Genomic DNA, 23,803 nt, shown 5'->3' with positions numbered 1-23,803 from the left:
GGCCTGGTACAGGCCGTATCTGCTTTGGCTGATTCTGATCGTTGTGACCTTTATTCTTCAGAGCCAAAAAGATGCCGATGAGCTTTAGCCTGACCCAGATGGTGCTGGTCAGCGCCGCGTATTTGCTGGTGCTGTTTGCGGTGGCGTGGATCAGTGAGCGCGGCATGATCCCGCGCGCGATCATCCGCCACCCGCTGACTTACACCTTGTCACTGGGTGTTTACGCCAGCGCCTGGGCGTTCTACGGCACCGTGGGCCTGGCGTACGAATACGGTTACGGCTTTTTATCCAGCTACCTCGGGGTGTCCGGCGCGTTCTTACTGGCGCCCGTGTTGCTCTACCCCATCTTAAAAATCACCCGCACCTACCAGTTATCTTCACTGGCAGACCTTTTTGCGTTTCGCTTTCGCAGTTCATGGGCGGGCGCGCTGACCACGATTTTCATGCTGATCGGCGTGTTACCGCTGCTGGCCCTGCAAATTCAGGCCGTGGCCGACTCCATCAGCATCCTGACCCGAGAACCGGTGCAACACCGCGTAGCCCTGAGTTTCTGCGCGATGATTACCCTGTTCACGATTTTCTTCGGTTCACGGCACATCGCCACGCGTGAGAAGCACGAAGGGCTGGTGTTCGCCATTGCCTTTGAATCGGTGATCAAGCTGGTCGCCATCGGCGGTGTTGGCCTTTATGCGCTGTACGGCGTGTTTGGTGGCCCGCAGCAACTGGAAGTCTGGCTGCTGCAAAACCAGACCGCCCTCGCCGCCCTGCACACCCCGCTGCAAGAAGGCCCTTGGCGCACCTTGCTGCTGGTGTTTTTTGCTTCGGCCATTGTGATGCCGCACATGTATCACATGACCTTCACCGAAAACCTCAACCCGCGCGGGCTAGTCAGCGCCAGCTGGGGTTTGCCCCTGTTCCTGCTGCTGATGAGCCTGGCCGTGCCGCTGATTCTCTGGGCCGGGCTCAAGCTGGGCGTCACCACCAACCCCGAGTACTTCACCCTGGGGATTGGCATCACAGCCAACAGCAAAGCCCTGGCGTTACTGGCCTATGTCGGCGGGCTTTCGGCGTCCAGCGGGTTGATCATCGTCACCACCCTGGCGCTGTCGGGCATGGCGCTCAACCACCTGGTGCTGCCGCTGTATCAACCGCCCGCAGAAGGCAATATCTACCGCTGGCTGAAGTGGACCCGCCGCGCGCTGATTGTGGCCATCATCATGGCCGGCTACGGGTTTTACCTGCTGCTGGGCGCCGAGCAAGATCTCGCTAATCTGGGCATCGTCGCCTTTGTCGCCACCTTGCAGTTCCTGCCGGGCGTACTCTCGGTCCTGTACTGGCCAACGGCAAACCGCCGCGGCTTTATCGCCGGGTTGCTGGCCGGGATCGTGGTGTGGATGGGCAGTATGCTGTTCCCGCTAATCGGTAACTTCCAGGGCTTCTACATCCCGTGGCTAGACATGATCTACGTGCTGGACGATACCAGCTGGCACATGGCGGCCATCGCCTCGCTCGCCGCCAACGTTCTGATGTTCACCCTGATCTCCTTGTTCACCAACGCCAGCCCCGAAGAAGCCAGCGCCGCCGAAGCCTGTGCGGTAGACAACGTGCGTCGCCCGCAACGTCGCGAACTGCATGCCGCCTCCCCGCAAGAATTTGCCACCCAACTGGCCAAACCTCTGGGCGCCAAGGCCGCGCAAAAGGAAGTCGAGCAAGCCTTGCGTGACCTGTACCTGCCCTTCGACGAGCGGCGGCCGTACGCCTTGCGGCGCTTGCGTGACCGGATCGAAGCCAACCTGTCGGGCCTGATGGGCCCCAGCGTTGCCCAAGACATGGTTGAAACCTTTCTGCCTTACAAATCAGGCGGCGAGAACTACGTCACCGAAGACATCCACTTCATCGAAAGTCGGCTTGAGGACTATCACTCACGCCTGACCGGCCTGGCCGCCGAGCTCGATGCCTTGCGCCGCTATCACCGCCAAACGCTGCAAGAACTGCCGATGGGCGTGTGCTCGCTGGCCAAGGATCAAGAGATCCTGATGTGGAACAAAGCCATGGAAGAACTGACCAGCATTCCCGCCCAGCGGGTGGTCGGTTCACGCCTGAACACCCTGGGCAACCCGTGGCGCGAATTGCTGCAGGGCTTTATCGACCTGCCCGACGAGCACTTGCACAAGCAGCATCTGGCCCTCGACGGCCAAACTCGCTGGTTGAACCTGCACAAAGCGGCCATTGATGAACCGCTGGCACCGGGTAACAGTGGCCTGGTGTTACTGGTCGAAGACTTGACCGAAACACAGATGCTCGAAGACAAACTGGTGCATTCCGAGCGGCTGGCCAGCATTGGGCGACTGGCCGCGGGCGTGGCCCATGAAATCGGTAACCCGGTAACCGGCATCGCTTGCCTGGCGCAGAACCTGCGCGAAGAGCGCGAGGACGACGGCGAACTGACCGAGATCAGCAGCCAGATCCTTGAGCAGACCAAGCGCATCTCACGCATTGTGCAGTCGCTGATGAGTTTCGCCCACGCGGGTAGCCATCAGCACAATGACGAGCCCGTCTGTCTGGCCGAAGTGGCGCAGGATGCCATTGGTCTGCTGGCCTTGAACCGGCGCAACTTTGAGGTGCAGTTTTACAACCTGTGCGACCCCGATCACTGGGTCGACGGTGACCCGCAGCGCTTGGCGCAAGTGTTGATCAACCTGCTCTCAAACGCGCGCGACGCCTCGCCTGCCGGCAGCGCCGTGCGGGTCAAGAGCGAAGCCAGCGAGCACACGGTCGACCTGATCGTTGAAGACGAGGGCAGCGGAATTCCGAAGAACATCATGGACCGATTGTTCGAACCTTTCTTCACCACCAAGGACCCTGGCGAAGGCACCGGCTTGGGCCTTGCACTGGTCTATTCCATCGTTGAAGAGCATTATGGACAAATCACCATCGACAGCCCGGCTGACATTCAGAGCCAACGCGGGACCCGTATTCGGGTGACACTACCGCGTCATGTCGAAGCGACGTCCGCTGTGAACTGAGACCGTCGAGAGAACTGAATCAATGCCGCATATTTTGATCGTCGAAGACGAAACAATCATCCGCTCCGCGTTGCGCCGCCTGTTGGAGCGTAATCAGTACCAGGTCAGCGAAGCCGGCTCGGTACAGGAAGCGCAAGAGCGTTTCAGCATTCCCTCGTTCGACTTGATAGTCAGCGACTTGCGTCTGCCCGGTGCGCCCGGCACCGAGCTGATCAAGCTGGGGCAAGGCAAGCCAGTGCTGATCATGACCAGCTACGCCAGCCTGCGCTCAGCCGTCGACTCAATGAAAATGGGCGCGGTCGACTACATCGCCAAGCCGTTTGATCACGACGAAATGCTTCAGGCTGTGGCGCGCATTCTGCGCGATCGTCAAAACAGCCAGACGGTGGCCGCCGCTGACCGCCCGGCCGCCAAGCCCGGTAACACCGACAAAAACACGGTGGACAACAGCAACGGTGAAATCGGCATCATTGGCTCATGCCCTCCGATGCTCGACATGTACAGCAAGATCCGCAAAGTCGCGCCCACAGACTCCAATGTGCTGATTCAAGGTGAGTCGGGCACGGGTAAAGAACTGGTTGCCCGCGCCCTGCACAACCTGTCCAAACGCGCCAAGGCCCCGATGATCTCGGTCAACTGTGCGGCCATTCCTGAATCCCTGATCGAATCCGAACTGTTCGGCCACGAAAAAGGCGCGTTTACCGGCGCCAGCGCCGGGCGTGCCGGGCTGGTCGAAGCCGCCGACGGCGGCACACTGTTCCTCGACGAAATCGGTGAGCTGCCCCTGGAAGCCCAGGCGCGCTTGCTGCGCGTGCTGCAAGAAGGCGAGATCCGCCGCGTGGGCTCGGTGCAGTCGCAAAAAGTCGATGTGCGCCTGATCGCTGCGACCCACAGAGACCTCAAGAACCTGGCCAAGGTTGGCCAGTTCCGTGAAGACTTGTACTACCGCTTGCACGTTATCGCGCTCAAATTGCCGCCTTTACGCGAACGCGGCGCTGACGTTATCGAAATCGCCCGCGCTTTCCTCGCCCGTCAAAGCGCCCGTATTGGCCGTACCGACCTCAAGTTCGCCCCTGACGCAGAGCGCGCCATCAGCCATTACTCATGGCCGGGTAACGTCCGCGAGCTAGAAAACGCCGTAGAGCGCGCCGTGATCCTGTGCGAAAGCCCGGAAATCTCGGCCGACCTGCTGGGTATCGACATCGAGCTGAGCGACTTGCAAGACGACGATTTTATCGGCCTGGCGCCGCAACAGAGCATCAGCAGCGGTAACACCAGCCTGGACCCGACCGAAGACCTGTCACTGGAAGACTACTTCCAGCACTTCGTTCTGGAACATCAAGACCACATGACCGAGACCGAACTGGCCCGCAAGCTTGGCGTGAGTCGTAAATGTTTGTGGGAACGTCGCCAACGCCTGGGCATTCCACGCAGAAAAACCGGTGTCGCCAGCGAAAACTGAAACGGGTAACGCTGCAGGTAACACCTCACACCGAGAGAAAACTGTTACCGCTGATTAATCACGTAACAAAAGCCGGGGTTTACGGTAACGAAACCCCGGCTTTTTTTGGCCTGTCAAAAAGTGAAAAGCCAGAAAACCCCTTATTTTGCTGGGCCGCGCAAAAGTTGGCACGACCCCTGCTATATGTATTCGTACAAGAACAATAAGAATCACAGCAACACACAATAAAAATAAGACGTATCGGCTCACGCATAACAAAAACAACACGGCGGAGGCGCAGCTAACTGATTGTTTTGGAGAGGCGTTGTACATGGGGCTTGCCCCACGGCTAGGCAGAGAACAACAAAAACTGCACTTAAAGCAGAGCCTGAACTAGTTGGATCATTGATCACATCAACACAGCGACCAAAGCAATCCGTTTGCTCTTATCTCTCAATTTGAGAGGGTTACACAGGCTAAAACCTGGTAACCAGGGCACTTAACAAAAACAAAAAGCCCGAAACTCATAATAAAAATAGAGCATGCAACTAATTCTGGGGGAGCTTCGGCTCCCCTTGTGCTTGCTGCGATTCAGAAAAAATCGCTTACACGCTCTAACTCAAGCCTCTGGTAGCTATTTATCGCATGCCGTTTGTAGCTTCGCGCGCAAGAGCGGCTCAGCTTCCTACACCATCCCCTGACTAAATGCTAGAATCCCCGCCCATCATGCGGTCATTCTTCGTTTTGGCCGAACATTCCTTCAAACAGTGCATCCCATGCTGAAGAAGCTGTTCCAGTCACTCCGTACTCCCAAGCGTCGCACGCAACAACTGCGTAGCACCCCAGAAGTGCTCAACAGCGGCCAACACTCGCTGCAACGCGCTCAATTCAGCCGTTACGCCGTCAACATCGTCGAACGTCTGCAGAACGCCGGTTATGAGGCCTATCTGGTCGGCGGTTGTGTGCGCGACATGCTGCTCAACATCACGCCAAAAGACTTCGACGTTGCCACCAGCGCCACCCCTGAACAGGTGCGTGCAGAGTTTCGCAATGCGCGGATCATTGGCCGTCGGTTCAAGTTGGTTCACATCCACTTTGGCCGTGAAATCATCGAAGTCGCGACCTTCCGCGCCAACCACCCGCAAAACGACGAAGAGGAAGACAGCAACCAGTCCTCGCGTAACGAAAGCGGGCGCATTTTGCGTGACAACGTTTACGGCACCCTTGAAGAAGACGCCCAGCGTCGTGACTTCACGATCAACGCCCTGTATTACGACCCGGTCAGCGAGCGCATTCTTGATTACGCCAACGGCGTACACGACATCCGCAATCACCTGATTCGCCTCATCGGCGACCCTCAGCAGCGCTACCAGGAAGACCCGGTGCGCATGCTGCGTGCGGTGCGCTTCGCGGCCAAGCTCGACTTCGGTATCGAAAAACACACCGCCGCACCGATCCAGGCCCTGGCGCCGATGCTGCGCGAGATCCCGTCTGCGCGGTTGTTCGAAGAAGTCCTCAAACTGTTCCTGTCGGGCAACGCGGCAGACACCTTCGAGATGCTGGTTGACCTGCAGTTGTTCGACCAACTGTTCCCGGCCAGTGCCGAAGCGCTTGAGCACAACCCGACGTACACCCACACCCTGATCAGCGAAGCCCTGCGCAACACTGACCTGCGGATCAAACAAGGCAAACCGGTCACTCCGGCGTTCCTCTTTGCCGCCTTGTTGTGGCCAGCCCTGCCGACACGCGTCATGCAATTGCAAGACCGTGGCATGCCCGCCATCCCGGCCATGCAGGAAGCAGCGCATGACCTGATCGCAGAACAATGCACGCGCATTGCCATCCCCAAGCGTTTCACGCTGCCGATCCGCGAGATCTGGGACATGCAAGAACGCCTACCGCGCCGCAGTGGCAAACGCGCCGATGCATTACTGGATAACCCGCGCTTCCGTGCCGGCTATGACTTTTTGCTGTTGCGTGAAAGCGCTGGCGAACAGACCCACGGCCTGGGCGAGTGGTGGACCGACTACCAGGACGCCAACGACAGCGGTCGCCGCGAGATGATCCGCGAACTGAGCAATGCCAAGGATGACGGCACCGGCCCTGCCCCGCGCAAACGTCGCCGTACCAGCAGTAGCAAGCGTAAACGTGCAGGCGCAGACGAGTAAGTGATGGAACGTATCTACATCGGCATGGGCAGCAATCTGGCTGAGCCCACAGAGCAATTGCGCAGCGCTGTCCAGGCGCTGGCGCAACTGCCGCAGTCAACTCTGGCCGGTGTTTCGGCGTTCTATCAAAGCGACTCGTTACTGCCCGGCCAGCCGCGCTACACCAATGCCGTGGCGGCCATCGACAGCACCTTGGCACCGCTGGAACTGCTGGATGCCCTGCAGGCCATCGAGCTTGATCAAGGCCGCGAACGTCACGAACGCTGGGGTCCGCGCACGCTGGATCTGGACATCCTGCTCTTTGGCGATCGCCTGATCGACGAACCTCGCCTCAACGTCCCGCACTACCATATGCACGCCCGCCCTTTCGTGCTGTACCCGCTGGCCGAACTCGCGCCCGCAGCGCTGGTACTCGCTGACGGCCGCCGTCTTGAGCAATTGCTTGCAGACTGCCCATTCGTCGGCCTTGAGCGTATGGCGCCATTCGCTGAAACGAATCAATAACCGCGGTAACACCCACGCGGTAACACCTCTAATTGACTTCCAGTGTCCCCGTCACGACTATAGGCATCCCGCTGCCGTCCATTCGACGGCGCAATGTGAAAAGCAGGCGTTATAAGCACCGTTACTAAAAGGTGTGCCTGCTTCTACGATGAATCACATGCGTGACACGCAGTGTTTACCACACTGCCTGACGAGGATCCTTTTTCATGCCGGCTATTACCCTGACCACCCTGCAAAGCCTTAAGCAAAAAGGTGAAAAAATCACCATGCTGACGTGCTATGACGCCACCTTTTCCCACGTCTGTAATCAGGCGGGTGTGGAAGTGTTACTGGTGGGCGACTCCCTGGGCATGGTTCTGCAAGGGCATGACAGCACTCTGCCAGTTACGACCCGCGACATGGCGTACCACGTGGCCAGCGTCAAACGCGGCAACCAGGACGCACTGATCCTCGCCGACCTGCCCTTCATGGCCAACGCGACCACCGAACAAACCCTGAACAACAGCGCCCAACTGATGCAGGCGGGTGCGCACATGGTCAAAGTGGAAGGCGCCGTGTGGCTTGCCGAGTCGATCCGCTTGCTGGCCGAGCGCGGTATTCCAGTGTGCGCCCACATGGGCCTGACACCGCAAACCGTCAACGTTCTAGGCGGTTATAAAGTCCAGGGCCGTAACGAAAACCAGGCCCGCCAGATGCGCGCCGATGCCATTGCCCTGGAGCAAGCAGGTGCAGCCATGTTGCTGCTCGAATGCGTCCCCAGCGAATTGGCCAAGGAAATTACCCACGCGGTGAAAATCCCGGTGATCGGTATTGGCGCGGGCAGTGACACCGACGGCCAGGTGCTAGTCCTGCACGACATGCTCGGCCTGTCACTGACCGGGCGCGTTCCCAAGTTCGTGAAGAACTTCATGACGGGTCAACCCGACATCCAGTCGGCAATCAGCGCTTACGTGGCTGAAGTCAAAGCCGTCAGCTTTCCTGGCACCGAACACGGATTCTCTGCATGAACACAGTCAAAACCGTTCGCGAGTTGCGCGCAGCCGTCGCACGCGCTCGCAGCGAAGGCAAACAAATCGGCCTGGTGCCCACCATGGGCAACCTGCACAGCGGCCATGCGGCTTTGGTCACCACCGCTGCTCAGCAAGCCGATTTCGTGGTGGCGAGCATTTTCGTCAACCCGCTGCAGTTCGGTGCCAATGAAGACCTCGACACCTACCCGCGTACGCTCGCGGCCGACCAGGAAACGCTCCTGCAAGCGGGCTGCAACCTGCTGTTCGCGCCGACCGTAGAAGAAATGTACCCCAACGGCATGACGGGCCTGACCCGCGTGACCGCCGCGCAACTGAGCAATGAACTGTGCGGAAGCCGCCGTCCGGGGCATTTCGACGGCGTCACCACTGTCGTCAGCAAGCTGTTCAATATGGTTCAGCCCGACTTGGCCATCTTTGGCCAAAAGGACTTCCAGCAACTGGCCGTTATCCGCGCCATGGTCCTTGACCTGAACATCCCGGTGCAGATTATTGGCGAGCCGACTGTACGTGCTGAAGACGGCCTGGCGTTGTCTTCGCGCAATGGCTATTTGACCGAAGAACAGCGCCAGCTCGCGCCAGCGCTGTATCGCCATCTGAACGAAATCGCCCAGGCCATCAAGGCCGGTGAGCGCGATTACGCCGGTCTGGTTCGCCACCACTTGGCGCTGATCGAAGCCAAAGGTTTTCGCCCCGACTACCTGGAGATCCGCCAGGCACACACCCTGCTGCCAGCCACTGCCGATGACCGCGATCTGGTGATTCTGGTTGCGGCGTTCCTCGGGGCAACACGCCTGATCGACAACATTCACCTGAACCTTGAAGGTTCTTTTTAACAAGCAGACTGCACGGAACAGCAGATCCGCCGCCTAACCCTTCACCTATCACTGAAAACTGTGTAGTACCCGAGTAACATGCTCGTGACAAAAGTTACGCAGCAGTGTCAGACAAAGCCGAGACAGAAGCAGGCGCGAGGTTTACTGTAATCGCCCTGCTTCTGAATGAAGCGCAGAATCAGACCAGCCGAAATCTTGACCTCAGATCGAAGGTTTCGGTGTTTTCAGTGTCCAAAAGGCAGTTCAAGCAAAAGGATATTCGCAGCGATGGCGTACTACCGCACTCCTCACGACGTTACCGCTCTGCCCGCCTGGCAAGCGCTCAAACTTCACCGCGCCGACATGCAACATTTCAGCATGCGCGATGCGTTCAACAGCAACCCCAAGCGCTTTGAGGATTTCACCCTCAGCAGCTGCGGGTTGTTTCTGGATTACTCGAAAAACCTGATCACCGACCAGACCCGCAGCTTGCTGGTCAATCTGGCCAACGAAGCCGACCTTAAAAACGCGATCAAGTCGCTGTTTGAAGGCGACATCGTCAATGCCTCCGAAGGTCGCCCGGCCCTGCACACGGCACTGCGTCGCCCTGTGGCCGACAAACTGTCGGTGAACGGCGTCAACATCATGCCGCAGGTGCACAAAGTCCTGAACCAAATGACCGAGCTGGTCGGCCGGATTCACGACGGTCTGTGGCGTGGTTATACCGAAAAACCAATCACTGACGTGGTCAACATCGGCATTGGCGGCTCGTTCCTCGGCCCTGAGCTGGTGTCTGAAGCACTGCTGTCCTACGCGCAAAAAGGCGTTCGCTGCCACTATCTGGCGAACATCGACGGCAGTGAGTTCCACGAACTGACCGCAAAACTGCGCGCCGAAACCACGCTGTTTATCGTCTCGTCGAAATCCTTCAACACCCTCGAAACCCTCAAGAACGCTCAAGCAGCGCGGGCCTGGTACTTGGCTCAGGGTGGTTCGGAGGCTGAACTGCATCGCCACTTTATCGCCGTGTCGAGCAATAACGCGGCGGCCGTAGCGTTCGGTATTCGCGAAGAAAACATCTTCCCGATGTGGGACTGGGTAGGCGGTCGCTACTCGCTGTGGTCAGCCATCGGTTTGCCGATTGCACTGGCCATCGGCATGTCCAACTTCAAAGAACTGCTGTCCGGCGCCTACAGCATGGACCAGCACTTCCAGAACGCCCCGTTCGAACAGAACATGCCGGTGCTAATGGCCGCGCTGGGTGTGTGGTACGGCAACTTCTGGGGCGCGCAAAGCCACGCGATCCTGCCGTACGACCACTACCTGCGTAACATCACCAAGCACTTGCAACAGCTGGACATGGAATCCAACGGCAAGAGCGTACGCCAGGACGGCACACCGGTCTCGACCGACACCGGCCCGGTGATCTGGGGCGGCGTAGGCTGCAACGGTCAGCACGCTTATCACCAGTTGTTGCATCAAGGCACCCTGCTGATTCCGGCCGACTTTATCGTGCCGATTGTCAGCTTCAACCCGGTGTCCGATCACCATCAGTGGTTGTACGCCAACTGTTTGTCGCAAAGCCAGGCGCTGATGCTGGGTAAAACCCGTGCAGAAGCCGAAGCCGAGTTGCGCGACAAGGGCATGAGCGAAGACGAAGTACAAAAGCTCGCGCCGCACAAGGTCATCCCGGGCAACCGTCCGAGCAATACCTTGGTGGTTGAACGCATCAGCCCGCGCCGTCTGGGTGCGCTGGTGGCGCTGTACGAGCACAAAGTCTTCGTACAAAGCGTTATCTGGGGCATCAATGCGTTCGACCAGTGGGGCGTTGAGCTGGGCAAAGAACTCGGCAAAGGCGTTTACAACCGCCTGACCGGCAACCTCGAAGAGCCAGCTGAAGACGCATCGACCCAAGGTCTGATCAACTACTTCCGCGGCCGTCATCGCGGTTGATTGATAGCCAGCCAGTCTTCCCGACTGGCTGGCTCAACCGAGGCCCCATGGAACTTATCCGCCGCCCCATCGAACGCCAGATCATGAGCCTGACTGGGCTTTCGCTCGGACGTCTCGACCTCGAAAACCCTAAAGGCGACCCTGGCCTGTTTGGCCCGGACTCGATCAGTTGGCGTGTGCACGGTGACTTCACCAGCATGCTGATTGGCGGCATCAGCGCCTTGATGCTGCAAGCCTTGCACCCACTGGCCCTGGCCGGGGTATGGGACCACTCCAATTTCCGCCAGGACATGCTGGGCCGGTTGCGTCGCACCGGGCAGTTTATTTCCGGCACCACCTTTGGCTCCACCGCGGACGCCAACTGGTTGATCGACAAAGTACGCACCATTCACCTGCAAGTGACCGGCACCGGGCTTGATGGCCGGCCTTATGCCGCCAGCGACCCTGAACTGCTCACCTGGGTGCATGTGGCCGAAGTCAGCAACTTCCTTGCGGCCCATCTTCGCTACCGTAATCCGCACTTGTCTGGCGAAGATCAAGACCGTTACTACGACGAAATAGCCTTGGTCGCTGAACGCCTGGGCGCTACGCAGGTGCCGCGCTCACGCCAGCAAATCGCCGAGTACCTCGACCGTGTTCGCCCGCAGTTGCTGTGCGATGAACGCAGCCATGAAGTGATTCGCCTGCTGCTCAATGCCCCCGCCCCCAGCCTGCTGGCCAAACCGTTTGGCGCATTGATGATGCAGGCCGGGATTGATTTGCTGCCCAATTGGGCCAGTGATCAACTTGGGCTTGAACAACGTCCTGTCACCCGCCAGCTCGTGCGCACGTGCGTGAACAGCACTGCGCCGATTTTGCGCTGGGCCGTGCGCAATGGCTCGGTGCAACGTGCACGGCGGCGCATGGGGCTTGAATGACTGGCGCCAGGCAGCGGTGACAGTGTCTGTTCTGTTAAACTGCCGCGCCTTATCTGTCCCCCAAGGCGCAACGCATGTCTTCCTTGAATCAGGCGCTGCGCGCCGCCCTCGATAATCGTCACGATCTGCTGGCCGAGCTGCACAGCCAGGGCACTGATTGCTATCGCCTGTTCCACGGCAGCCAGGAAGGCGCTGGCGGTTTAACCATCGACCGCTACGGCCCGCAGTTGCTGGTGCAAAGCTTCCATCAGCGCCTTGAGCGCGATGATCTGCTGCAACTGCATGACGCCATCAACCAACACCTGGGCCTCGAATTACTGCTGGTCTACAACGACCGCTCCCAGGGCAACTCGCGCATCGATCGCGAAGACACGGTGTACCGCGCTGAAGACGCTGCGCTGGTTGACATGGTCGGTCACGAATGGGGGCTCAACTACCGCGTACGCGGTCGCCATGCTGGCCAGGACCCGCTGTTGTTTCTCGATCTGCGTAATGCACGCGGCTGGGTCAAGCAACACAGCGCCGGTAAAAGCGTCCTCAACCTCTTTGCTTACACCTGCGGTGTGGGCCTGAGCGCAGCCGCGGGCGGGGCCAGTGAAGTCTGCAACCTGGACTTTGCCGAGGGTAATCTGGCAGTTGGCCGTGAAAATGGCCTGCTGAACCCGGAACTGAAAAAAATGAAGTTTGTGCAGTCCGACTACTTCGCCGCGATCCGCCAACTGGCCGGGCTGCCTATCGTACAACGCCGTCACAAACTGCCGGCCTACCCGCACCTCGATCAGCGTGAATACGACCTGGTGCTGCTCGACCCGCCCGCCTGGGCCAAAAGTGCATTCGGCACCGTCGACCTGCTGCGCGACTATCAAAGCCTGCTCAAGCCTGCGGTACTCACCACCGCCAAGGACGGGGTGCTGATCTGCTGTAACAACCTGGCAAAAGTCAGCATGGACGACTGGCGTGAGCAAGTCTTGCGCTGCGCCGAGAAGGCTGGCCGCCCCGTGCGCGACTGGCAGGTCCTGACACCCGCTGCGGACTTCCCGTCCATGGATAACCAGCCGCCGCTGAAAACGCTTATTTTGCAGTTCTAAAACGCGGCACCAAAGGGAAAAGTCCTACCCGAAATAAGGCGCTCATATCGGAACCGGAAACGCGTGCCATACTCAAAGGCACTCCTGAACGTAAAGACGACGCCTCACATGCTCAAAGGATTGTTACGCGCCATTGGCGCAGTGTTAACGGCTATCGCGATTTATAGCGTGCTGGGCTTCTTTATCGTGCCCGGCGTCGGCTTGCGCATCATCAATCAGCAGCTAGCCAACTACGCTACTGTCCCGGCCAAACTCGACCGGTTGGAGTTCAATCCCTTCAGCCTCGAGCTGACGCTGTGGGGCTTTAGAGTGGGCGAACCCGGCAAGGAACAAGTCGGGTTCGACCGCCTTTACACCAACCTGCAAGTCGACAGCCTGTGGACCAAAGCCCTGCACCTGACCGACGTGCAACTGGACAAGCCCAAGACCGAACTACTGTTCAACAAGGACGGCACGTTCAATCTGACCCAGCTGTTCAAGTTGCCAGCCAGCGAGCCAACGCCTGACAACCCCGACAGCAAGCCTTTCCCGGTACGTATCGACACCATCAAGCTCGCTGACGGCTACCTGCATTTTATTGATCAGCGGCCCAGCGAGCCGATCGAGTTTCTGTATGACTCGATGAACCTTGAACTGAAAAACCTCAGCACCCTGCCCGAAGACAACGCCAACATGACGCTGGTGGCGAACGGTCCAGCGGGTGGGCGCATCGACTGGACCGGTACGCTGAGCCTGGTGCCGATTGCCTCCAGCGGCAAGCTCAGCGTCACCGACAGCCAAATGAAAGCCTGGTGGCCGTATGTGCGCGATGCACTGCCCTTGGTGCTTGAAAACGGCGTGCTGAACTTCAGCACGGACTACACGCTGAACCTGGCCAAAGACACCGAACTGGTCCTGAACAACCTCACAGCCAGCATTGCGCCGTTTAAGGTCAATGCCCCGGATGGTCGTCCGCTGGCGCGCCTGGAACGTTTGACGGTCAGCGACACTACTGTCGATTTGGCCAAACAGCAGGTGGTGGTCGGTAAAATCCAGAGCAACAACCTGGAGACCTGGGCCGCCCGTGAAAAAGATGGTCAGCTCGACTGGCAAAAGCTGTTTGCCAGCCAACCGGCCAAACCGGCACAAAAAACCGATGAAGTCGTCACCGTTGAAGCTCCAAAGCCGGCACCGGTAGCGCCCAGCAAACCCTGGCAAGTGCTGCTCAAGGATGTTGAGTTGCGCGACTACCGTGTGCACCTGGCCGACAAAGAGCCCAAGACACCCGTCGCGCTGGATGTTGGCCCGCTGAACCTCAACCTGAAGAATTTTGACAGCCTTAACCGCTCGCCCTTCACGGTCACACTCGACACCGGAGTGGGCAAACAAGGCAAGTTGACAGCCAGCGGCGACGTCAACCTGAGCCCGATCAGCGCGAAACTCAAAGTCACCACCAAAGACATCGACCTGCGGGTCGCCCAAGCCTACATCGACCCGTTTCTGCGCCTCGAACTGCGCAGCGGCATGCTTGGCAGTGACCTGGCGGTGGACCTCAAAGGCACCGAACCGCTGGCCTTTACCGTAGAGGGCCGTGCCCAGGTCGATCAGTTGCACACGCTGGACACGATGAAAAACCGTGATTTCCTGAAGTGGCAGCGCCTGGTACTCGAAAACCTCAAGTACCAGCACGACGACAGCCTGTCGATTGCCAAGGTCAACCTGACACAGCCCTACGTGCGCTTCATGATCAACGATGACCGCACCACCAACATTGATGACTTGTTAATCCCGCAAGCCCCCACCAAGGACGCGAAAAGCGCGACCAAACCGGCAGCAAGCGCGAGCAAGCCTTTGGCCATTCATGTGGGCGGCATTGCGATCAATGACGGCTCGGCCAACTTTGCCGACTTCACCCTGACACCGTTTTTTGCCACGGCCATTCAACAGCTCAACGGTGAGATTGGCACCATTGACAGCCGTCAGGCCAAACCGGCCAGTGTGAATGTGGCGGGCAAGGTTGACCGCTACGCGCCGGTCACGATCAAGGGTAACGTCAATCCTTTTGACCCGATGGCCAGCCTCGATATCGCCACCAGCTTCAAACGCGTCGAACTGACCACGCTGACGCCCTATTCAGGCAAATTCGCCGGTTATCGCATTCGCAAGGGCCGACTGAGCCTGGACCTTCACTACCTGATTACCAAAGGCCAGCTTAAGGCTGAGAACAAGGTGGTGATTGAGCAGTTGCAACTGGGTGAGAAGGTCGATAGCCCCGACGCCGTCAATCTGCCGCTGAAACTGGCGGTGGCCTTGCTTAAAGATACCGACGGGACGATTTCGATCGAATTGCCGGTAACAGGCGACCTGAACAACCCGCAGTTCAGTGTGATGCCGATTGTTTGGCAAACCTTGCGCAACTTGGTCCTGCGTGCCGCCCAAGCGCCGTTCAAGTTTATTGGCGGGCTGATCACCGGCGGCGGCTCTGAAGACCTTGGCACAGTGTCATTCGCGCCAGGCTCGAGCGAACTGAGCCCGGAAGCGCAAAAGGCCCTGAACACATTGGCGCAAGCCTTGAAACAACGCCCGGCACTGCGTTTGGAGATTGAAGGCACGGCTGCCCGCAGCAGCGACGGCCCGCTGATTGCCCAAGAACGTCTGGAGCGTGAGTACCAGTACAACTACTACAAGATCCTCCAGCGCCGTGGCGACAAAGTGCCTGCTCAGGCATCGTTGCTGAAGGTCCCTGAGGATGAAAAAGGCCCCTTGCTGGAAGGCATCTACCGGGCACGTCTCAAGCAGCAACCCCCTGCGGAGTGGGCCAAGCTGAGTCGCGATGAACGCGCTGCCAAGATGAGTGCCGCGTTGATCGACTTCTGGAGTAAAAGCGACGTGCTACTGCGCCAACTGGGCCAGGAGCGGGCGAGCAGTATCAAGGACTACCTCGTCGACAAAGGCGGTTTGGCTGATGAGCGCGTGTACTTCATCGACGCCACCCTGGGCGAAGCCGAAAGCGATGGCCGGGTGATTTCACCGCTGCACTTGGACAGCGAGTAAAGGCCTGAAACCTTCGTGCCTCGACAGTCATCACACAAAAAATAAGCGATAGATTCTGAGCGCCCTGTAGGAGCGAGCTTGTCTCGCGATCTTTTGATCTGGCTTTTGATCTAAAAGCCCCCTCACCCTAGCCCTCTCCCGCAGGAGAGGGAACCGATTGGGGGATGCTGACGATTATCGGTGGCCTGGGCACCGAAGACGGGCGGCACCTTGCGGCTATCCACCCGGCCTGTAGGAGCTGCCGCAGGCTGCGATCTTTTGATCTTGGGCGTTGGCCCGCAAAATAGAACAGCCCCCGGCGCAGTACGCCGAGGGCTGTAATGACCACATCCGTGTGGCCGTCGCATGAACCTATTCTGAAAGCTGCAGGCGTAACGCTTAAATCACCTGCTCCTGCTTTCCCCCGGCTCTACGAATTAGCGGGATTACTCTGCTTTCAGGCCGTCAGCCGAAACAGCTTTAACGCCTTTGATCTTCTTGGTGATGTCGACCGCGATCTTTTTCTGGGCTTCGGTGATCGCGACTGTCGAGGACAGGGACACCACGCCTTTGTTGGTTTCAACTTTGATGTCCGAACCTGGAATGCCCTTTTCGGTCAGCAGGTCAGATTTAACTTTGGTCGTGATCCAAGTATCAGAAGTAGCTTCCTTGGCTTTGGTGACTTCACCCGCGGCAACAACCATTGGCGCTTGAGTCGTTGCTTGAGCTGCGAACGCAGCGTTGGCCAGAGTCATGGTCAGAGCGGTGGCAGTTGCGGCAGCAATAGCGAACTTCTTCATACAAGTAACTCCTGTCTTCTTAAAAATCTGCGCCGTCTCACAGCAGCAGGGTTACCAGTACTATTGCAGGGCCTGTGCCAACTCTTTAAAACAATAAAATCCTTTATTATCAACGACTTACGCATCGATCAGTTTTAGTCTGTCGTGCAGATTGCATGACGCCATTCAAATCAGCATGCAAGTTGCGGGTTTTCGATCATGGCCTTTTGCACTGTTTTTTGTGCAGGCATAAAAAAAGGATCCCGAAGGATCCTTTTTCAAAGCAGGCGTTCGCAGCGATTAAGCTTGCGACGCCTTGGCAGCAGCTACGTCTTTGATCGACAGCTTGATACGGCCGCGGTTGTCCACGTCCAGTACCAGTACTTCCACTTCCTGACCTTCTTTCAGAATGTCAGTCACTTTCTCAACACGAGCATCGCTCAGCATCGAGATGTGAACCAGGCCGTCTTTGCCTGGCAGGATGTTGACGAATGCGCCGAAGTCGACGATGCGCTCAACCTTACCGATGTAGATTTTGCCGATTTCAGCTTCAGCGGTGATGCTCAGAACGCGCTGACGAGCCGCTTCTGCTGCTTCTTTGGACTCGCCGAAGATCTTGATCGAACCGTCGTCTTCGATGTCGATCGAAGCCTTGGTTTCTTCACAGATGGCACGGATAGTCGCGCCGCCTTTACCGATAACATCACGGATTTTGTCGGTGTCGATTTTCATCGCGATCATGGTCGGCGCGTTAGCCGACAGTTCGTTACGCGACTGACCGATGATCTGGTTCATCTGGCCCAAGATGTTCAGGCGAGCTTCCAGGGCTTGGCCCAGGGCGATCTCCATGATTTCTTCGGTGATGCCTTTGATCTTGATGTCCATCTGCAGCGCGGTAACACCTTTGGAGGTACCGGCTACTTTGAAGTCCATGTCGCCCAGGTGGTCTTCGTCACCCAGGATGTCGGTCAGAACTGCGAACTTCTCGCCTTCCTTAACCAGGCCCATGGCGATACCGGCAACCGGTGCCTTCATCGGAACACCCGCGTCCATCAGTGCCAGGGATGCACCACAGACCGAAGCCATGGAGCTGGAACCGTTGGATTCAGTGATTTCCGATACCACACGGATGGTGTACGGGAACACGTCAGCAGCAGGCAACATGGCCTGAACCGAACGGCGCGCCAGACGGCCGTGACCGATTTCGCGACGACCTGCACCACCCATACGACCACACTCACCTACCGAGAACGGAGGGAAGTTGTAGTGCAGCATGAACGGGTCTTTTTTCTCGCCTTCCAGGGTATCCAGCAGTTGTGCATCACGGGCAGTACCCAGCGTTGCAACCACCAGCGCCTGAGTTTCACCACGGGTGAACAGTGCCGAACCGTGAGTTTTTGGCAGAACGCCAACTTCGATGTTCAGAGGGCGAACAGTCTTGGTGTCACGGCCATCGATACGCGGCTTGCCGTTTACGATGTTTTCGCGAACGGTGCGGTATTCGATTTCGCCGAAGGCAGCTTTAACTTCGCTGGCAGAAGGCTGGCCTTCTTCACCGGACAGCTTGGCAACCACTTGGTCTTTCAGTTCGCCCAGACGAGCGTAACGGTCGGCCTTGATGGTGATGGTGTAAGCCTGGGAGATCGCCTCGCCGAACTCGGCACGGATAGCGCCCAGCAGTGCGGTGGCTTCTGGGGCAGCAGCCCAGTCCCACGTTGGCTTGGCAGCTTCAGCAGCCAGCTCTTTAACGGCCTGGATAACAACCTGGAACTCGTCGTGAGCGAACAGTACCGCGCCCAGCATCTGGTCTTCGGTCAGCTCTTTGGCTTCCGATTCAACCATCAACACGGCTTCCGACGTACCGGCAACAACCATGTCCAGGCTCGAAGCGGCCAGTTGCTCGTAAGTCGGGTTCAGCAGGTAGCCAGTGCTTTCGTGGTAAGCAACGCGGGCAGCGCCGATTGGACCATCAAAAGGAATACCGGAGATGGCCAGCGCAGCCGAGGTACCGATCATCGCAGCGACGTCCGGATCGGTTTTCTTGCTGGTGGACAGAACGGTGCAGACAACCTGCACTTCGTTCATGAAGCCTTCCGGGAACAGCGGGCGGATCGGACGGTCGATCAGACGCGAGGTCAGGGTTTCTTTCTCGGAAGGGCGACCTTCACGCTTGAAGAAACCGCCCGGGATTTTACCCGCGGCGTAGGTTTTTTCTTGGTAGTGAACAGACAGAGGGAAGAAGCCCTTGCCTGCATCAGCTTGTTTGGCACCGACAACGGTCACCAACACGCTGACGTCGTCGTCAACGGTGACCAATACTGCGCCGGAAGCCTGACGGGCGATACGGCCAGTCTCGAGGGTGACGGTCGACTGACCGAACTGGAATTTTTTGATAACCGGGTTCACGGTGTCCTACCTTCTCTTTGTGACTCTTGGGGAACGGGTTTCTTGCGAAAAACGTGTGCACCGCCGGGGCGTGCCCGACTCAAGATGCTTACGAAAGCAGCCGTTAGGGTGAGCTTTCGTAAGAATCCGTCTGGTCCAGATAAAACTTGAGGCTGGAAGCCTGCCGCACGCCCGTGGGAACCCCACAGGCGCACAACAAACAACCAGCCTCTAGCAACATCGCTATTAGCGACGCAGACCCAGGCGAGCGATCAGCGCAGCGTAACGGCTGATGTCCTTGCCTTTCAGGTAGTCCAGCAGCTTACGACGCTGGTTTACCATGCGGATCAGACCACGACGGGAGTGGTGATCTTTACCGTTGGCCTTGAAGTGACCTTGCAGCGTGTTGATGTTAAAGGTCAGCAGTGCAACTTGCACTTCTGGAGAACCAGTATCACCTGGAGCTTGCTGGTAGTCTTTTACGATTTCTGCTTTGTGTTCAACTGTCAGTGCCATGAGGCATTTCCTTTCTTTAGGGCTCTGCTTGCAAGCAAGACAGATCCAATAGGCCGAGGACAAATCCTCGTATTAAAAAAGTGAGATGTGACCGTGCCTAATAACAGCCACCCTCTTTCAGTTCGGCCCGCGACCGTTAAGCCTCGAACCGAGCTGCTCCGGTCATTCTGACCGAATCAGTCGACGTGGCGCGATACGCCCGTCTTCGCTCACTTCACCGATACCGATAAAGCGACCGTTGTGATCTTGTACCCGCACCATACCGAACTTGGGTGCATCGGGAGCACGTACCGGCTGGCCATTGAGCCAATAGAACGCGCTGGCCTCCGAAAAGTGCAGCAGCGGCCAGTCGAGCAAACCACTGTCCGATGGCATCAGGAAGCGATCAACCGCTTCATTGCCGCCCTCGGCGTGTACAGCTTCCAGCTCTTCCAGCGTCACGGTCTGCGCGAGGCTGAAAGGTCCGGCTTGTGTGCGACGCAACTCTGCAACATATGCACCACAGCCCAGTTCTTCACCGATATCTTCCACGAGGGTACGGATATAGGTGCCTTTGGTGCAGTCAACCGACAAGCGCGCGGTGTCGCCTTCGCTGGCCAGTAATTCGAGGCGGGTAATAGTAACAGAACGCGGTTCACGCTCCACCACTTCACCCGCACGCGCCAACTTGTAAAGTGGCTGGCCATCGCGCTTGAGCGCCGAGTACATCGGCGGTATCTGACTGATTTGCCCACGAAATTTAGGCAAAACCGCTTCGATATCGGCGCGACCAACGGTCACTGGGCGCGTTTGCAAAACTTCACCTTCCGCATCGGCGGTGGTGGTGGTCTTGCCCAATTGCATCAGGGTTTCATAACCCTTGTCGGAATCGAGCAAGTATTGCGAAAACTTGGTGGCTTCGCCAAAGCACAACGGCAATACGCCGCTGGCCAATGGATCGAGGCTACCGGTGTGCCCTGCCTTCTCGGCATTGAGCAGCCAGCGAACTTTCTGCAAGGCCGCGTTGGAGGTGAATCCAAGCGGCTTGTCGAGCAGGATGATGCCGCTGACGTTACGACGGATACGCTTGACCTGAGCCACCGCTTACTCCTTGGTGTCTTCAGGAGCAGAGGCGTCGTGCTGGTTGTCCTCAGCCACTGCGCGCTCGATCAAAGCGGACAGGTGAGCACCACGTGCGACGCTTTCGTCGTAGTGGAAGTGCAATTGAGGAACGCTGCGCAGCTTCATTTCACGTGCCAGTTGCATACGCAGGAAGCCCGCAGCAGCGTTCAACACCTTGATGGTCTGAGCGATGTCTTGCGAGTTGTCCTGGCCCATGACGGTGATGAAGATTTTGGCGTGACCGACGTCACGGCTCACTTCCACCGCCGTAATGGTGACCAGACCTACGCGCGGGTCTTTGACTTCGCGACGGATCAGCTGGGCCAGCTCGCGCTGCATCTGATCGCCGATACGTTGGGTACGGCTGTATTCTTTTGCCATGTCTTGTTACCTGTTACTCACCCATGGGAAACCCATGCGTTCTGAAAGCGGCAAACGCCCGGCCAGACAGAAGCCGGACCGGGCGTTGCGTTTAGAGTCTGGACCGAGCACAACGCATGGGCATGCGATGGCTCGTCCTTGCTCTTGAAGCTCGCGATTTAGAGGCTGCGAGCAACCTGGACCTTCTCGAACACTTCGATCTTGTCACCGACTTTGACGTCATTGTAGCTCTTGACGCCGATACCGCATTCCATGCCGGCACGTACTTCAGACGCGTCATCCTTGAAGCGGCGCAGGGATTCCAGCTCGCCTTCGAAGATAACGATGTCGTCGCGCAGTACACGGATTGGACGGTTACGGTGAACAACACCTTCCACAACCATACAACCGGCGATTGCACCGAACTTAGGCGAACGGAACACGTCGCGGACTTCAGCAATACCCAGGATGTTCTCCCGAACGTCGCTGCCAAGCATGCCGGTAAGGGCTTTCTTGACGTCTTCGATGATGTCGTAGATGACGTTGTAGTAACGCATGTCCAGGCCTTCTTGCTCGACGATCTTGCGAGCGCCGGCATCGGCACGCACGTTGAAGCCGAACAATACAGCGTTGGAGGCCAGTGCCAGGTTAGCGTCGCTCTCGGTGATACCACCGACACCGCCGCCCACTACGCGCACTTGCACTTCATCGTTACCCAGGCCGCTCAGAGCGCCCTGCAGAGCTTCCAACGAACCACGGACGTCAGATTTGAGGACGATATTAAGCGTCTTCTTCTCTTCCTGGCCCATGTTCTCGAAGATGTTTTCCAGCTTGCCTGCGTGAGCACGCGCCAGTTTCACTTCGCGGAACTTGCCTTGACGGAACAGGGCCACTTCACGTGCCTTCTTCTCGTCAGTCATTACGCTCATCTCGTCGCCAGCGTCTGGCGTACCGTCCAGGCCGAGGATCTCGACTGGGATGGATGGACCGGCTTCCTTGATGGCCTTGCCGTTCTCATCAAGCATGGCGCGGATGCGGCCGTAGTTGGAACCGACCAGTACCATGTCGCCTTGGCGCAGGGTACCGTCTTGAACCAGAACAGTCGCAACAGGACCACGGCCTTTGTCCAGACGGGACTCAACCACTACGCCACGGCCAGGAGCCGATGGAGTGGCCTTGAGTTCCAGAACTTCAGCTTGCAGCAAGACAGCTTCAAGCAGCTCGTCAACGCCGGTACCCATTTTCGCCGAGACCGGAACAAACGGAGTGTCACCACCCCACTCTTCCGAGGTCACGCCGTGAACGGACAGTTCGCTACGGATGCGATCGAGGTCAGAACCTGGCTTGTCGATTTTGTTCACTGCAACCACCAGCGGCACACCAGCCGCTTTCGCGTGCTGAACAGCTTCGATGGTTTGCGGCATCACGCCGTCGTCTGCAGCCACAACCAGAATCACGATGTCAGTGGCCTTGGCACCACGTGCACGCATTGCGGTAAACGCGGCGTGACCCGGGGTGTCGAGGAACGTGACCATGCCGCGTTCGGTTTCAACGTGGTATGCACCGATGTGCTGAGTAATACCACCGGCTTCGCCAGCAGCAACCTTGGCACGACGGATGTAGTCGAGCAGGGACGTTTTACCGTGGTCAACGTGGCCCATTACGGTCACAACCGGTGCACGGGAGAACGACTCACCTTCAAACTTCAGGGACTCGGCCAGGGAATCTTCCAGGGCGTTGTCGCTGACCAGAGTGACTTTGTGGCCCAGTTCTTCAGCAACCAGTTGGGCAGTTTCCTGATCCAGTACCTGGTTGATGGTGGCTGGAGTACCCAGCTTGAACATGAACTTGATCACTTCGGCAGCCTTGACCGACATCTGTGCAGCCAAATCGCCGACAGTGATGGTCTCGCCAATCTGTACGTCACGAACCACAGGGCCGGTTGGGCTCTGGAAACCGTGAGCGTTGCGCTTTTTCAGTTTGCTCTTGCCACGACCACCGCGACGGAAGCCATCGCTTTCTTCTTCGGAAGTGCGAGGAGCAACGCGTGGAGCCGGCGCTTTTTCTTTAACAGAAGCACGATGCGGCGCGTTTTTGCGCTCGCCATCACCGCCGCCACCGCGACGATTGTTGTCGTCAGCACGTGGTTTATCAGGGCGGCGCTGTTCATCACGCTTGCGTGCATCGGCTGCAGGAGCCGAAGCTGGCGCAGGCGCTGCTGCCGGTGCAGCTTGCACAGGTGCAGGGGCGGCAGCAGGAGCAGGTGCAGGAGCCGAAACAGCCGCAGGCTGACGACGCGCTTCTTCTTCGGCGCGACGCTTGGACTCTTCTTCAGCCTTTTGACGTGCAGCATTTTCTACTGCGCGGCGTTCATCCAGCTCGCGCTTGCGCTCGGCTTCGATTTCTTCCGGGCTTTGCTGTACGAAGACTTTTTTCTTGCGTACTTCAACGCTGATGCTTTTGCTTCCAGCAACACGCAGGGTACTGGTGGTTTTACGCTGCAAAGTGATTTTGCGCGGTTCTTCCACTTTCGCCTTGTGGCTGCTTTTCAGGTGAGTCAGCAGAGCTTGCTTCTCACTGTCGGTCACATTCTGCTCGGCGGCGGTGTGCGGCAGACCTGCCTCACGCATCTGCTGCAACAGGCGCTCAACCGGTGTTTTGACCTCATCGGCCAGTTGTTTCACCGTGACTTGCGTCATGCATTTCTCTC

At 58.0% G+C, this 23,803-nt stretch carries 16 protein-coding genes; 10 read left to right on the top strand and 6 right to left on the bottom strand.

Annotation, left to right across the window (positions count from 1 at the left end; translation table 11 throughout):
- The first annotated feature begins 71 nt into the window (after nt 1-71).
- From GHO41_RS05315 to GHO41_RS05270, 10 genes are all read left to right on the top strand, one after another.
- Nucleotides 72-3,026 (top strand): sensor histidine kinase, encoded by a 2,955-nt coding sequence (locus tag GHO41_RS05315; RefSeq protein WP_162208453.1) that lies wholly within the window; start codon nt 72-74, stop codon nt 3,024-3,026.
- A gap of 22 nt (nt 3,027-3,048) precedes the next feature.
- A complete protein-coding gene (locus tag GHO41_RS05310) occupies nt 3,049-4,488 on the top strand; it encodes a sigma-54 dependent transcriptional regulator (protein WP_048385642.1) in 1,440 nt (479 codons plus the stop codon).
- A gap of 755 nt (nt 4,489-5,243) precedes the next feature.
- On the top strand, nt 5,244-6,635 hold the full coding sequence (locus GHO41_RS05305; protein WP_048385644.1) for a polynucleotide adenylyltransferase PcnB: 1,392 nt from the start codon (nt 5,244-5,246) through the stop codon (nt 6,633-6,635).
- A 3-nt stretch (nt 6,636-6,638) separates the two neighbouring features.
- Nucleotides 6,639-7,139 carry a 2-amino-4-hydroxy-6-hydroxymethyldihydropteridine diphosphokinase gene (gene folK, locus GHO41_RS05300; protein ID WP_153433115.1) on the top strand — a complete coding sequence of 167 codons (501 nt, stop codon included), beginning with the start codon at nt 6,639-6,641 and terminating at the stop codon, nt 7,137-7,139.
- A 206-nt stretch (nt 7,140-7,345) separates the two neighbouring features.
- Nucleotides 7,346-8,146 carry a 3-methyl-2-oxobutanoate hydroxymethyltransferase gene (gene panB / locus GHO41_RS05295; RefSeq protein ID WP_153390583.1) on the top strand — a complete coding sequence of 267 codons (801 nt, stop codon included), beginning with the start codon at nt 7,346-7,348 and terminating at the stop codon, nt 8,144-8,146.
- Nucleotides 8,143-9,003 carry a pantoate--beta-alanine ligase gene (panC, locus tag GHO41_RS05290; RefSeq protein WP_153327497.1) on the top strand — a complete coding sequence of 287 codons (861 nt, stop codon included), beginning with the start codon at nt 8,143-8,145 and terminating at the stop codon, nt 9,001-9,003. The genes panB and panC overlap by 4 nt, the downstream gene beginning before the upstream one ends.
- Nucleotides 9,004-9,270: 267 nt before the next feature.
- Nucleotides 9,271-10,935 (top strand): glucose-6-phosphate isomerase, encoded by a 1,665-nt coding sequence (gene pgi / locus GHO41_RS05285; protein WP_048373288.1) that lies wholly within the window; start codon nt 9,271-9,273, stop codon nt 10,933-10,935.
- A 47-nt stretch (nt 10,936-10,982) separates the two neighbouring features.
- A complete protein-coding gene (locus GHO41_RS05280) occupies nt 10,983-11,852 on the top strand; it encodes an oxygenase MpaB family protein (RefSeq protein WP_153433114.1) in 870 nt (289 codons plus the stop codon).
- Between the two features lie 74 nt (nt 11,853-11,926).
- Complete coding sequence (locus GHO41_RS05275) at nt 11,927-12,940, top strand: class I SAM-dependent rRNA methyltransferase (RefSeq protein ID WP_048373285.1); 1,014 nt, start codon at nt 11,927-11,929, stop codon at nt 12,938-12,940.
- Nucleotides 12,941-13,048: 108 nt separating this feature from the next.
- Nucleotides 13,049-15,973 (top strand): DUF748 domain-containing protein, encoded by a 2,925-nt coding sequence (locus GHO41_RS05270; RefSeq protein WP_153433113.1) that lies wholly within the window; start codon nt 13,049-13,051, stop codon nt 15,971-15,973.
- Between the two features lie 425 nt (nt 15,974-16,398).
- On the opposite strand, the gene GHO41_RS05265 is transcribed toward GHO41_RS05270, so the two are convergent.
- The 6 genes from GHO41_RS05265 to infB form a co-directional block, all read right to left on the bottom strand.
- Complete coding sequence (locus GHO41_RS05265) at nt 16,399-16,752, bottom strand: BON domain-containing protein (RefSeq protein WP_048373282.1); 354 nt, start codon at nt 16,750-16,752, stop codon at nt 16,399-16,401.
- A 279-nt stretch (nt 16,753-17,031) separates the two neighbouring features.
- Complete coding sequence (pnp, locus tag GHO41_RS05260) at nt 17,032-19,137, bottom strand: polyribonucleotide nucleotidyltransferase (protein ID WP_178110033.1); 2,106 nt, start codon at nt 19,135-19,137, stop codon at nt 17,032-17,034.
- A gap of 225 nt (nt 19,138-19,362) precedes the next feature.
- Complete coding sequence (rpsO, locus tag GHO41_RS05255; RefSeq protein ID WP_048373279.1) at nt 19,363-19,632, bottom strand: 30S ribosomal protein S15; 270 nt, start codon at nt 19,630-19,632, stop codon at nt 19,363-19,365.
- Between the two features lie 162 nt (nt 19,633-19,794).
- Complete coding sequence (gene truB, locus GHO41_RS05250; RefSeq protein ID WP_048385660.1) at nt 19,795-20,712, bottom strand: tRNA pseudouridine(55) synthase TruB; 918 nt, start codon at nt 20,710-20,712, stop codon at nt 19,795-19,797.
- Nucleotides 20,713-20,715: 3 nt separating this feature from the next.
- A complete protein-coding gene (gene rbfA / locus GHO41_RS05245; RefSeq protein ID WP_048373275.1) occupies nt 20,716-21,114 on the bottom strand; it encodes a 30S ribosome-binding factor RbfA in 399 nt (132 codons plus the stop codon).
- Between the two features lie 158 nt (nt 21,115-21,272).
- Entirely contained in the window at nt 21,273-23,792 is a 2,520-nt protein-coding gene (gene infB, locus GHO41_RS05240; RefSeq protein WP_153334002.1) for a translation initiation factor IF-2, read from the bottom strand.
- Between the last annotated feature and the right edge of the window lie 11 nt (nt 23,793-23,803).

Origin of the sequence: Pseudomonas sp. FSL R10-0399 (genome assembly GCF_009600165.1) — a bacterium.
In the GTDB taxonomy this organism is placed as follows: domain Bacteria; phylum Pseudomonadota; class Gammaproteobacteria; order Pseudomonadales; family Pseudomonadaceae; genus Aquipseudomonas; species Aquipseudomonas helleri.
Note: the sequence above shows the minus strand (reverse complement) of the source record. Positions and strands in the feature narration are given on the sequence as shown.